Raw genomic sequence first — 12,651 nt, 5'->3', positions numbered from 1 at the left:
GCACACCACGGCAGCAAAAATAATAAACCCTTTGGCATATGACTCGTTATTGGTCGTGTTTGCATTCATGGATTTTAGGCTTAAACGTTTTTCTTTGCTTCAGGTATGTCAATCAATTCCAGAATAGCAGAAATAATTAAGGCTTTTGGCGACAGTGAAAGCGCTTTTGCCAAGCGCATGGAGGTAAGCTCATCGGTGATGTTCAATTTGGTGAACCCTAAGGGAAGACTAAGCTACCCCAGTGGCCCGGTATTGGAAAAGTTGTTGTCCTTGGAACTTGACGGCCAGCGCATATCGGCTGAATGGCTCATGCGTGGAGAAGGCGAAATGTTTGCAGCGGGCAGTGGGTTTAGAAGCCCGGAAGAGGCCCTTGATTATCTGAAAGAGGTGATCGATGAATTGAAAAAGGAAAAATAATTAGCCGTTGCCTATTAGTCTGGCATTGAATGACTTGTTAATTTTGAAACAAACTAAAACAACATGAAAAAGATATTTTTAGCTGTAGTAATGCTGGCCACTGTTTGGGCTTGTGCCGATAAGAAAACGGAGCAGACAGAGGTAAAAGCCGATAAGGCCGATGTAGTAGGGACTTACGGTGCCGAAATCTCAGAAGAAGGAGCCATTTCTGTGGAGTCTATGATGGCCAAACTGGAAACTTCCGATTCGGTGATGGTGAAGGTAAAAGGCGAAATTACAGCCACATGCGCCATGAAAGGTTGCTGGATGAACCTAGTGTTGCCCAACGGAGAAGAAATGAGAGTAACCTTTAAAGATTACGGTTTCTTTGTGCCAAAAGAGGGAATGGAGGGCAACTATGCCCTGATTGAAGGAGTTGTTACCCGCACCCTAACCGATGTAGAAACATTGAAGCATTATGCCGCTGATGCCGGCAAGCCGGAAGAAGAAATATTGGCGATTACTGAACCAAAAGACGAACTTTCTTTTGTTGCCAATGGTGTAATTATTTACAAAGGAGAGCAAGCCGCTTCTGAATAAATAATAGTAGCCCCGTACAGCTGTCTCGTAAACCAGAATTGATGTCGTACTGAACCTACCTGGTGTAGGTTGGCTCAGGAGGATGTGAACAGGGTTTGCGAGACATTTTTTTTGTTTTCATGCAACCCCTTCGGGTTTAAGTTCATCTTAGAAATACTTGTAACGATTTCATAGTTCGCAAGTCTAACAACTACAGCATTATAACCCGAAGGTCATGTCAACAAACAAACTCAAAACTATTACCCTTACTTTATTTGCTTTACTTCTGGTGGTTCAGGGCAACGCCCAAACCATAGTAAAGGCTTCTGATATAATGGAAGCCCTGAAACGCGGTGAAGATGTGAGCTACTCCAATGCCACCATTGAAGGTGTGCTCGACTTTACGTTTATGGAAGAAAAACTACCGGAACTACCAACAAAAAGGCGATGGTGGCGCGATGGCGGAGATAACACCGTCAACGAATCCATAGAGAGCAAGGTGTCTTTTGTAAACTGCACATTCAAAGACGCTGTAATTGCATACTATCACGACAGAAGAACGGAATACACCTTCACGGCCGATTTTGAAAGAGATGTGCGCTTTGAGAATTGTACTTTTAGCCGTGATGCCATGTTCAAGTATTCCAATTTTGAAGGTGAGGCTATTTTTGCCGGCTCTACTTTTGAAGAAGAAACCACTTTTAAATACGCGGAATTTGAGAACAGAGCCGATTTTTCTAAAACAGTGTTCGATGAAGACGCTATGTTTAAATATACTAAGTTTAGAGATGGAGCCAATTTTAATGCAGCCAGGTTTGAGCGATCGCTCGATATGAAATACACCAAAGTACGTGGCAACCTGGACGTGAAGGATATGGAAGTACGCTGGGATATTATTACCAAGTATGCGGAAGTAAATGGGCGAAGTTTCTCCAGATATTTACTAGACAACTAGTTTGCCTAAATAGAAATGCGAAGAGCCGTTCCGAACAATCGGGATGGCTTTTTCTTTTGGTAGATGCTTTTTCTCTTTAGAAGATCCAGGGAAAGAGGGAGTACATATCGCTTCTATGATGGTAAATGTTGAGATATAATGTTCTTGCAGAGCACTTCTGCTCCGTCCAGGATATTGGCTGTGTAGTGGTTGAGAGCGTTAATCTACGAATAGGAGATGATCAGGAATTTATAGAGTTAGCTTCATTTTTAGCGATTATCCAGATAGATCTCAGCACAGAATTTTCGATGCTCGTCCACAGAGCGTATCCTATTTAGCTGGCTATCAATGACTAGTAATTTTGTTAGTTGATCGCCCGCATTGAAGTTCCTGAACTGGTTTTCGTCATAATCGAGCAAGATTGAATCACCTCTGAGTACGAAGCTACCCACAGCTGTATTGAAGCCATTGTACAGTATGCGGAAACGATTTTCTTTTTTATACAGGCCAATAAAATGAAGTTCATCACTAGCGGCAAAGATTAGCTCTTCTTTTTGATAGCAGCCCAATAATAGACCCAGAATGGTAAGTATGAGAGGTATGGTTTTCACCCTTTCCATTTTCTAAACTAATTCAAGAGCCCTATCCAAATCTCCAATCAAATCCTCTTTATTCTCCAGGCCTACCGAAATGCGCATGTCTCCGAGCGAAATACCCAGACTTGTAAACTGCTCCGGGCTCAACTCTTTCAGATAGCTAATGGCGGGAGCATAAATAAGGCTTTCGTGTCCGCCCCAGCTCACTCCCAGATGAAAGTATTTCAGGCTATTCACAAAAGCTTTGATTTTTTCCAAATCATTGGTTTTTAGCTGAAAGCTCATTAGCCCTGTAAAGCCTGTCATTTGTTTTTTGGCCAATTCTTTCTGATCGAACGAATTGGCTCCGGGATAACGAATCAACTGAACTTTAGGGTGGTTTTCCAGAAAACGAGCCACGGCCTGTGCATTTTCCTGATGCTGTTTCATTCGAATAGGTAATGTTCTCAGGCTTCTCAGGAGCAGCCAGGCTTCGAAAGGAGCTATTTTGGCTCCAATCCACTCAAATTCCTTCAGCGAAATAGACTCCACATCTTCTTTGGTTCCAACAATCAATCCGGCCACCACATCGCTATGGCCGCCAATGTATTTTGAGCAAGAATGCATTTCCAAATCAATGCCCATAGCCAGCGGTTTCTGAAAAATAGGGCTCGCCCAGGTATTGTCTATCAGGGTTTTAATACCCCTGTCTTTCGCCAGTTGGGCGATCGCTTCAATGTCTTGTAGAGAAAAAACGGCCGAAGAAGGACTTTCCAGGTATATTAATCGGGTATTTGGCCGAATGGCATGTTCAAAGTCAGAGACTTCTTTACCGGTAACGTAAGTTACCTCCACATTGAACTTGGGCTTGAGGTAGGAAGATATGAAGTTGTTGGCCGGGCCATACAGATTTTTTATGGTCACTATGTGATCGCCTGCATTTACGCAGTGTAAAATAGCGGCAGAAATGGCGGCCATTCCAGAAGGAAATAACTGCGCTTTTTCTCCACCACAGAGTGCAGCCAACTTCTCTTCAACCAACTTTACCGTAGGGTTTCTTCCTCGGGTATAAATAAAGCTGTCCATTCGGTGGTCAAAGGCTTCATCTATAGCATCCCAGTTTTCGAAGGTAAAAAGTGAGTTCTGAAAGATGGGAGGCACAACGGCCCCATTAGGGTTTCTTTCGGAATCATGCGCCAGCAGGGTTTCTATATTTGCTTTGTTCATCTCACTCATTTTTTGGGTCTTTTTCGGCATCAACTTCATTATAAAAACAGCCTTTTCCGGTAATGGCCAGCAACGGAGCAATAATCAGGTTGGCCAGGGTGGTTAGTTGCCAGAACCAGTATTGCTCAACGGCAACCCCCAAGGTAGCGGCTATAAAGACCCCCGTTGTGGTCCAGGGAACACTATTTTCAAGCATGGTTCCGTAATCTTCAATCGAACGGGAAAGCACTTTTCGTGGAATGCGGTGCTGGTCATACTTTTTGGCAAAAGCATCGCCAATAATAAAGCTGGTGGCTGTTTGATTAGAAGTAGTCACATTGGTGAAACCTGTAGCGACTAAAGAAGAGATAATGACAGACGGCCTGTTTTTAGCAAAAGAAAAAAGTCTGTCTACAATTCTTGGCATGGCATTAATCATATCTATGGATCCCACGAATACAAAAATTATTATGGCGATCATAAAAGCGAAGCTCAACTCGTAAAGTCCACCGCGCGAAAAAAGGGTTACAATACTATCCGGAATCTCTTTCATCCAGCCAGCCATAGAAGTTTCAAAGCCTGTGTTTAAGGTTTTAATCACATTTTCCAGACTATAGTCTTGTAGAATGATAGCCAGTAATGCTGCTACAATAGAAGATGACAACAGGGTTGGCAAAGTGCCTTTTTTCCTTATTGAGCCATACAGTACAATGAGGGGAGGAATAAACAGCAGGGGGCTAAAATGGAACATTTGCTCAATGGCCGATAAGGTCTCTTCAACCTTTGCATTATCCACTTCTCCGGAATCAATCGGGTTAACCAGCCCCATAATGAAGTAAACAATCAGAGCGAAAAGAGCTGCCGGTAAAGTCGTGTTCATCATAGATCGGATGTGTGCATATAAATCGGTTTCAGCGGCCATAGCGGCCAGGTTGGTGGTGTCGCTAAGTGGAGAGATTTTGTCTCCGAAGAAGGCACCCCCAACAATGGCTCCAGCAGTTATGGCCAAATCGGCATTTACTGCCTGTGCAATACCAATCAGCACTACTCCTATGGTGCCAATGGCTCCCCAGGAGGTGCCGGTGAGTGTGGAGAAAATAATCGGAATCAGAAAGGCCAGCACGTAGAGGTAGTCCGGGTTAATGAGTTTTATACCGTAATAGATAAACATAGGTATGGTTCCGCAAATAATCCATGAGCCAATGATAATACCTATGGCCAGCAAAATAAGCAGCGCAGGTAGCCCCTTTGCCTGCTTTCGGACAATGGACTGAAGGATGTCTTCCCACTTAAAGCCCATAATAAGCAATTGGGCGATGGCAAAAACCGAAGATATGAGAAACACAATTTCTAAGGGGAAGGCCTCCTGATTGAGAAACTGGGGCCTGAGAATAAGCCCATAGCCAATCATAATTGAAAGAAATGCTACAGGCAAAACGGCATGATAAAACTTAACCTCGGGCTTTTTTGTAGAATTCATAAGCAAAAAGTGCCGAGAAGATAGTGAGACTGCCTAAGAATAAAAATTGCTAAGCCGGAATCGGTTATACCTTGCTGCCGAAGCAAAGATAAAATCACAGATCAGTAATTGCCGAGTAGGATAATGCAGAGTAACCCACCGGGCGGGAGATCAGTGGTTACTTACTGTTTTTAATAAACTGTTTGGCGAGTATGTTTAGCCTGGCACGATAAGGCACTACAGTGCCAATACGCTTATATAGCCGGGGAAAGAAACCGGGAATAACCACTTGCCGGCCCTGAAGCATTTTGTCTAGGGTATATTGAGCCACTTGCTGCGGGCTTCGGCTGGAGAGTCGGGCCATTAGTCCCAGTTCCTTTTCGCGCAACATCACATCCGGATTGGTAGGTACCGATGCCGGGCATAGTACTGTAATGCTCACCGATGAACCTTCCAGCTCTTTGTTGAGAGAGCGCGAAAAGGAAAGCACGAACTTTTTACTGGCCGAGTATATTCCTTTAAAGGGGATGTCGTAGAAGGCGGCCATACTGGCTACGTTAATGATATTGGCCTTCGGAAGGCTCATCATCATAGGAAGAAACAGGTGGGTTAAACTAACCAGCGAAACCATGTTTAGCTGCATTTGCCCTTCATAAAATTCTGAAGGTCGGCTCACAAAAGGGCCAGAGTTGCCCAGGCCGGCATTGTTAATCAGTAAGTCTACAACGTAGCCTTTTTCCTGGCACCAGTTGAGAATCTGTCTTGGAGCTCCTTGTTCCATAAGATTAATGCCCAGGTGATGGAAAGATAGGTCTGTGTATTGGCTGCTTAGCTGGTTGGTTACCTCCTCAAGCTTTGGTTCAGGTAAAGCCACCAAAAGTACGTTTTTACCTCTTGCGGCACATTCTTCGGCAAAGGCTTTTCCTATTCCGTTGCTAGCCCCTGTAATTAGGGCATATGTTTTATTTGCCATTCTTTAGCCAGTTCACAGTTTCTTCAATTCCTTTTTTTAGCGGAGTAATCTCATAGCCCAGTTCCTTTTGTGCTTTTTCGCTGGAGACCCTCCATTCATAGAGGTATTTTTTTACCCAGCCCGGAGTAATCATTGGCTGACGCCCAAAGTTTTCGGCCATAAACAGCTGGATTTTGCCAAAGGTGAGCATGGCTCCCAGTGGCATTTTATAGAGCTTGTGTCTCTTACCACCAATTTCGGCAATGGTGTCGAATAGCTCATGGTAGGTAGCATCTTCTCCCCCAAGCAGGTAGCGTTCGCCAGGCCTGCCATTGGCCATGGCCAGTTTGTGGCCATTAATTACATCTTCAACATACACGTAGTTTCCGGTGCTCATTCCATCGCCAGGCATAAACTTCCATTTGCCTTCAATGTATTGCTTCACCAGTTTGGTCACAGAGTTACTCACATTGAGCGGGCCCGGACCATATACACGGGTGGGATTTACTATAACCACGTGCTGCCCTTTTTGTACATACTCTTTTATTCGCAGTTCCGATTCATACTTGGAGCTTTCATAAGGCGTAAAGAAATCTACCTTGCGTGGAGTGTCTTCATTCACCGGGCCATCTATGGCCGGTCCGATAACTCCTGCCGTAGAAGTGACCAGGGTTTTTTTAACACCTTGTGTTTTTGCAGCCTCCAGTATGTTCAGGGTACCATCTATATTCACCCGCTCAAAGGTATTGTCTTTGGCCCATACACTGGCAAAAGCCGCCAGGTGATACACCTCATCGCAGCCTTCCATACCTTGCAATAGGGCTTCCTTAGCAAACAAGTCGCCTTCAACCATAGATATACGGTCGTGCTCCAGATTTTTGGCTTTTGCTTTCGAACGAATTAGAGCTACTACCTCGTGCCCTTCATCGGTCAGGTTTTTGGCTAATTTCTGGCCTATAAAGCCAGTGCTTCCGGTAATGAAGATTCTTTTCGGCATTAGATCACTTTCATTTCAGGGTGATGTTTCAAAGAGAAAAAGAAGTTAGACAAGGCCAACGTTATGTGGACGAAGAAAGCCACCCAAAAGGTTCCGGTAGTTAGGGTAATAAGGCAAAGCACAATACCCAACGGAATAGCACCAATGGTTTCTTCTAAATTCTTAGGTACATGTACCAATGCATATATGGCAGCATTGAGCACTATAGCAGGCCACTCACCCAATAACGGCACGGTGGCAAAGAGCAACAAGCCTCTAAACATGAGCTCGTAGCCAAAAAGATAGGCCACCCAGGTAAAAGCATTGGTAGCCACCATTGGCTTGGTCCATTCCTTTTCGCGCACATTGGGGTAAAAAGCCAGATTCTTCTCCTTTTTGGAGTTAAAAAAATTCATGGGAATAATAATGGTCGCTAGTCCCAAAATCCAGGCCAGGCTGGTGCCGTGGTTTTTAAAGGCCACGCCATAGTCTTCAGGTGTTTTTCCCATAACCATCATCATTATAATAGCCGGAACAACACCTATGCTCATAGCTCCCAGGTAGCGTGTCATCCATAAGAATTTGGTATTGCCTCTTTCGGCTCCAAAACGGCCCTGATACTTGTTTTTAATTTTAGGGGATATCGATACAAAGTGATAAAGACTAAAACCAATAGTAACCAGCACAAAGGCAAGAATAGGTTCCAAATATTGTGGGTTCCAGGCGGGAATATTCATGAAGTCGGGTTCAGATAGTGGGCAAAAATAATAACATCTGATAGATTAAGGCAGCCTGAGGCGCTAATTAACATTGAAGAGGCAGTGTAAGGACTGCGAAATGACTGGTGAGCACCGAAACCAGCGACAAATTGATTTTATTGCACTTAATTTGAAGAGATAATTGCAGACTATGAGAATAATTGTTGGCATACTACTTTTGCTAAGTGTAGGAGTTGTTAGGGCGCAGGAAATTAGTGGCGAAGAATTACTAAAGCGGGCCATTCAGTTTCATGATCCGGGCAATCGTTGGTCCACCGCTTCTGTTAAGCTCATCATAGATATGCAAGCCCCTAACCGACCCGTACGAAGAAGTGAGGTATCTATTAACAACTCGAAAGGCTCATTTCACTTGCGAATGTTGCAAAGAGGACAGCTTTTGGAGTGGATGGTAGACGCGCGCGACTCCACTGATTTTCGGGTAGACTTTTTACCTCCGGCCGACTCTCTTCAGGCCGATTCCCTAAGTTTGACTCCTGAAAGAGCCAGAAGGTGGAGGAATTATTATTCCTATCTCTATGGACTACCCATGAAGTTGAAAGACCCGGGTACCCGGATCGATCCTACGGTACTAAGAACCCAGTTTGCCGGCCTGGAAACTTTGCAGCTAAAGGTTAGTTATGATGCCCAAGTGGGTAAAGACACCTGGTACTTTTATTTTAAGCCCGAAACTTATGAGATGGTTGGCTATCGGTTTTACCACAATGAGACAGCCAATGATGGAGAATACATTGTGCTGGAAGGCATGGAGATTAAAAATGGCCTGCGTATTCCTAAAAACCGCACCTGGTACACCAATGCAGATCATACACTTTTAGGCACAGATTACCTGGTTGATCTTAAGGTGAACGAGAAGTAGGCTTATACCTAGTTCTTCTTTTTCTTTAAGGAATTGATGAAGTTGGCCCATGCAAAAGGATTGAGCAATGGGTTGGTTCTTGGCCCCGATGAATATTGCAAATTCTGGAATTGCTGATTCATCATGTAACGGTAGTTCATGCTCGAAGAACCTTCCAAAGGCATGGTTCTCACCAGTTCCCGAATAATTTCAGGCTCATAGCTGTTCAGTACATTTTCTTGCTCACGGGTAAGGTTCATGGCGAGAATGGCCTCTTTAAAAAGTTCTTCCGTTGGAAATGGGTTAACCTCAATATCGGCCAGTTGGGTAACTTCTTCTTCTAAGGCGAAAATTACGGTTACTCTATCACCCACCGAATCGGGTACTACCACTTTTCGGTTTTTGAAACCAATAGCACTAATAGTAAGCGTATCTCCGGCCACAAAGGCCTTGCTAAACCAGCCTCTGAAGTCGGTAGGAATACCCCGGCCACGTTCGTCATAAATATGAACCCCGGGTATGGTAATGGTACTGTCTGCGTTCATCACCAAACCCGAAACCTGAACAACATGTAACTCAGAAGGCTGTTGCGCTTTGCTTTGCAAGGATAGCATGAACAAACCGGCAATGATGAATAGAACTTTGTAGTAAGAAGATTTTTGCAGCAGCATAATATTGTTTCAAACGTAAAGATAGCCAATTAGATATGACTCTTCACTTCCCTTGCTTTTACAAACTTAACAAGCAGTTGAGGAAAATTGATTGGTGTATTCGATTAATTCTCCCCAAATTAACAAGAATTAACCGGCCATGCGACTTAAGAATTTTAGCTTATCCTTTGGCAGCCAGATATTTAAATCCGTTTCGGAAGAATCGAGGATTCGTATCTTACATTTACTGTACCGTAACGGAGAGCTGACGATTTCCGATTTGGAGCATATTTTGGAGTTTACTCAAACCAAAACCTCAAGGCATGTAACCTATTTAAAGAACTCCGGAATAATAAGTGCGCGCAAAGTAGACCAATGGGTCTTTTATAGTTTGCGCGAAGAGGTAGAAGAAATAGTACATCGCATTTTTGAGTTTTTGGTGAAAGATACTACGCTGCAAAAAGACCAGGAAACGTATGAAATTTTGGCATCTAATCGCGAGCTGGCTCAAAACCGTTTTCAAAACAGAGTCTTCTATAAATAACCTTGAGTAAGTACCAGCATATTTTTTTTGATCTGGATCATACCCTTTGGGATTATGATGCCAATGCCGCAGAAGCCTTGCATGAATTGTATGAGGTGCACAAACTGGAACAGCTTGAAGCCTTTACAAAACAAGATCTTGTGGCCATGTTTTTTGAGGTAAACCACAAGTTGTGGGATTTGTATAATCACCACCGCATTGGAAGAGCAGATATTAGAAAGCGCAGGTTTCCTGAGATTTTTCATAAACTGCGGGTGAGTCCCGAACATTTACCCGCAACTTTTGAAGAAGAGTACGTGGCACTGGCACCCACCAAAAGCAGGTTGTTCGATTATGCCACAGAAGTGCTCGACTATTTATCGGCCAGGTATAAGCTGCACCTTATCACCAATGGTTTCGATGATATTCAACATACCAAGCTCAGATCTTCCAATCTTACACCTTATTTTCAACGTATTATAACCTCTGAGTCTTCGCGCGCGCGGAAGCCTAATCCCCGAATTTTTGAGGTGGCCTTTGAACTTACCGGAGCCGATTGCTTCAATTCCATTATGATTGGCGATAACCTCGACTCGGACATAGCAGGGGCTAAGCGGGTAGACATGGACCATGTTTGGTTTAACCCAACACGAATGGCTACAAATGTGGCAGTGCAACACGAGATATCGAACCTTCTTGAGCTTAAAAGCATTCTCTAATCACGGATAGGTTTTGCTTCCGTAGGCGAACTCTTATATTTGCCGCTATAGAAATGTATAACCCTAAAAAGTAAACTATGGCAACCGGATTTTTCAACGTTCCAGTAGCAAAAAACGAACCTATATATAGCTATGCTCCGGGCTCTCCAGAAAGAGCCAAGCTCAAAGCAGCTATTGAAGAGGCGCGTTCAAAACAAATAGATATTCCCATGTACATCAATGGGAAAGAAGTGCGCACCGATAAAAAGAAGCCGCTTTCTCCTCCCCACGATCATCAGCACATTTTAGGGTATTTTTCTGAAGGAGATGCCTCACACGTTCAGGCATCGATAGATGCTGCCATGGCAGCCAAAAAAGATTGGGCCAACATGAGTTGGGAAAATCGCGCCAGCATCTTCTTGAAAGCTGCCGAGTTGATTGCCGGTCCGTACCGTTATAAAATGAATGCAGCTACCATGTTGGGGCAGTCTAAAAACGCTTTTCAGGCCGAAATTGATTCGGCTTGTGAGATTGTAGACTTCTTGAGGTTCAACGTGCAGTACATGACGGAGATCTACAAGCAACAGCCAGAGTCTTCAGCAGGTATCTGGAACCGCGTAGAGCAAAGACCATTGGAAGGCTTTGTGTTCGCACTTACTCCATTCAACTTTACAGCCATTGCCGGTAACTTGCCAACAGCTCCGGCCATGATGGGGAATACGGTAGTTTGGAAGCCGGCTTACACACAAATCTACTCTGCACATGTGCTTATGGAGGTGTTTACCGAAGCGGGTGTACCTCCGGGGGTCATTAACCTTTTCTATGTAGACGGACCCACTGCCGGAGATGTGATTTTTAAACATCAGGACTTTGGTGGTATCCACTTTACCGGTAGCACAGGCGTATTCCAGCACATTTGGAAAACTATTGGTGAGAATATTTATAAGTACAAGTCGTACCCAAGAATAGTGGGAGAAACAGGCGGAAAAGACTTTATAATCGCCCACGAGTCTGCCCATGCCAAGGCCGTTGCTACGGCTATTTCACGAGGTGCTTTTGAATTCCAGGGGCAAAAGTGTTCGGCTGCTTCAAGAGCTTACATTCCGAGCAACATGTGGGAAGAGGTAAAAGGTTATGTAATAGAAGACCTTAAAACCTTCAAAATGGGAGGTACAGAAGACTTTACCAATTTCATCAATGCAGTAATCGATGAAAAGTCTTTCGACAAAATTGCTAAGTATATTGATGATGCCAAGGCAAGCGATAAAGTAGAAGTGATTGCCGGTGGTAACTATGACAAATCTAAGGGTTACTTCATTGAGCCAACCGTATTGTTAACTACCGACCCGAAGTACACCACCATGTGCGAAGAAATATTTGGCCCGGTAATTACCATCTATGTGTATGAGCCAAAAGACTTCGAAGCCACTTTGAAGCTGGTTGATGAGACTTCTCCATATGCATTGACCGGAGCCATCTTCTCGCAAGACAGATATGCGCTAGAAGTAGGGGTGAAGGCCCTGGAGCAATCTGCGGGTAACTTCTACATCAATGATAAACCAACAGGAGCAGTTGTAGGTCAGCAGCCATTTGGTGGAGCCAGAGGCTCAGGAACCAACGACAAGGCCGGTTCAATGATCAACTTGCTCAGATGGGTGTCTCCAAGATTAATCAAGGAAACATTCGTTCCACCGGTAGACTATAGATATCCTTTCTTAGGAGAAGATTAATAACGAATAAGTAGGGCCGTCTTAAAAGCCTGATTAGCGTCACCCTGAACTTGTTTCAGGGTCTCTAGATAGCTGACAATCAAACTAACAGATTCTGAAATAAATTCAGAATGATGAGGTTTGAAGCTTTTAAGACGGCCTTCTTTCTTTTATAACTTTTCCAATGCATTTAGGGCAAAGCCTTTTTTTTTGAAACTTGGGCGGAGGCGACTTATCTTGATAAAAGCATAAAGGCTTCATTATTGTGTGGGTTTTCATGAAAAGAGGTTGGAGTACTTATGAGTGAGCGTTTCTGAATTAAGGTGCTTCAGAGAAATGTAGTTGAGCCTGCAACCAGAAATACCTATGACCTTGTTCGT

The 12,651-nt window shown here is 43.9% G+C and carries 14 protein-coding genes; 7 read left to right on the top strand and 7 right to left on the bottom strand.

The window, feature by feature from the left end:
- Window positions 1-105: 105 nt before the first annotated feature.
- The 3 genes from IE164_RS01515 (at window position 106) to IE164_RS01505 (ending at window position 1,930) form a co-directional block, all read left to right on the top strand.
- A complete protein-coding gene (locus IE164_RS01515; protein WP_189628419.1) occupies window positions 106-417 on the top strand; it encodes a hypothetical protein in 312 nt (103 codons plus the stop codon).
- A 63-nt stretch (window positions 418-480) separates the two neighbouring features.
- Window positions 481-996, top strand: a complete 516-nt coding sequence (locus tag IE164_RS01510) for a DUF4920 domain-containing protein (RefSeq protein ID WP_189628418.1) — start codon at window positions 481-483, stop codon at window positions 994-996.
- A 214-nt stretch (window positions 997-1,210) separates the two neighbouring features.
- Window positions 1,211-1,930: a pentapeptide repeat-containing protein gene (locus IE164_RS01505; RefSeq protein WP_189628417.1), complete on the top strand. Its 720-nt coding sequence runs from the start codon at window positions 1,211-1,213 to the stop codon at window positions 1,928-1,930.
- A gap of 248 nt (window positions 1,931-2,178) precedes the next feature.
- On the opposite strand, the gene IE164_RS01500 is transcribed toward IE164_RS01505, so the two are convergent.
- From IE164_RS01500 to IE164_RS01475, 6 genes are all read right to left on the bottom strand, one after another.
- Window positions 2,179-2,529, bottom strand: coding sequence for a hypothetical protein (locus IE164_RS01500; protein ID WP_189628416.1), 351 nt, complete (start codon window positions 2,527-2,529; stop codon window positions 2,179-2,181).
- A 3-nt stretch (window positions 2,530-2,532) separates the two neighbouring features.
- Window positions 2,533-3,711 (bottom strand): trans-sulfuration enzyme family protein, encoded by a 1,179-nt coding sequence (locus IE164_RS01495; RefSeq protein WP_189628415.1) that lies wholly within the window; start codon window positions 3,709-3,711, stop codon window positions 2,533-2,535.
- A 1-nt stretch (window position 3,712) separates the two neighbouring features.
- The gene (locus tag IE164_RS01490; RefSeq protein ID WP_189628414.1) at window positions 3,713-5,170 is read right to left on the bottom strand and encodes a Na+/H+ antiporter NhaC family protein; all 1,458 of its coding nucleotides are present in this window, start codon (window positions 5,168-5,170) and stop codon (window positions 3,713-3,715) included.
- A 157-nt stretch (window positions 5,171-5,327) separates the two neighbouring features.
- Entirely contained in the window at window positions 5,328-6,122 is a 795-nt protein-coding gene (locus IE164_RS01485) for an SDR family NAD(P)-dependent oxidoreductase (RefSeq protein WP_189628413.1), read from the bottom strand.
- Complete coding sequence (locus IE164_RS01480) at window positions 6,112-7,098, bottom strand: SDR family oxidoreductase (RefSeq protein ID WP_189628412.1); 987 nt, start codon at window positions 7,096-7,098, stop codon at window positions 6,112-6,114. Before IE164_RS01480 ends, IE164_RS01485 begins: the two co-directional genes overlap by 11 nt.
- The gene (locus IE164_RS01475) at window positions 7,098-7,814 is read right to left on the bottom strand and encodes a CPBP family intramembrane glutamic endopeptidase (protein WP_189628411.1); all 717 of its coding nucleotides are present in this window, start codon (window positions 7,812-7,814) and stop codon (window positions 7,098-7,100) included. Before IE164_RS01475 ends, IE164_RS01480 begins: the two co-directional genes overlap by 1 nt.
- Before the next feature lie 172 nt (window positions 7,815-7,986).
- On the opposite strand from IE164_RS01475, the gene IE164_RS01470 reads away from it, so the two are divergent.
- A complete protein-coding gene (locus IE164_RS01470) occupies window positions 7,987-8,712 on the top strand; it encodes a DUF6503 family protein (RefSeq protein WP_189628410.1) in 726 nt (241 codons plus the stop codon).
- Window positions 8,713-8,720: 8 nt separating this feature from the next.
- Here the strand turns inward: IE164_RS01470 and IE164_RS01465 are convergent, their stop codons facing one another.
- Window positions 8,721-9,362: a peptidase associated/transthyretin-like domain-containing protein gene (locus IE164_RS01465; RefSeq protein WP_189628409.1), complete on the bottom strand. Its 642-nt coding sequence runs from the start codon at window positions 9,360-9,362 to the stop codon at window positions 8,721-8,723.
- A 139-nt stretch (window positions 9,363-9,501) separates the two neighbouring features.
- Here IE164_RS01465 and IE164_RS01460 point away from each other — a divergent pair, with 139 nt between their 5' ends.
- The 3 genes from IE164_RS01460 to pruA all read left to right on the top strand — a co-directional run bounded on the left by IE164_RS01460 (window position 9,502) and on the right by pruA (window position 12,292).
- Window positions 9,502-9,885 carry a metalloregulator ArsR/SmtB family transcription factor gene (locus tag IE164_RS01460; RefSeq protein WP_189628408.1) on the top strand — a complete coding sequence of 128 codons (384 nt, stop codon included), beginning with the start codon at window positions 9,502-9,504 and terminating at the stop codon, window positions 9,883-9,885.
- 2 nt (window positions 9,886-9,887) lie between these two features.
- A complete protein-coding gene (locus IE164_RS01455; protein WP_189628407.1) occupies window positions 9,888-10,583 on the top strand; it encodes a YjjG family noncanonical pyrimidine nucleotidase in 696 nt (231 codons plus the stop codon).
- A 77-nt stretch (window positions 10,584-10,660) separates the two neighbouring features.
- Window positions 10,661-12,292, top strand: coding sequence for an L-glutamate gamma-semialdehyde dehydrogenase (gene pruA, locus IE164_RS01450; protein WP_189628406.1), 1,632 nt, complete (start codon window positions 10,661-10,663; stop codon window positions 12,290-12,292).
- Window positions 12,293-12,651 lie beyond the last annotated feature (359 nt).

It is taken from the genome of Roseivirga thermotolerans (genome assembly GCF_014653175.1).
Taxonomy (GTDB): domain Bacteria; phylum Bacteroidota; class Bacteroidia; order Cytophagales; family Cyclobacteriaceae; genus Roseivirga; species Roseivirga thermotolerans.
The sequence above is the reverse complement of the archived record's forward strand: the minus strand, read 5'-3'. Positions and strand labels throughout refer to the sequence as shown.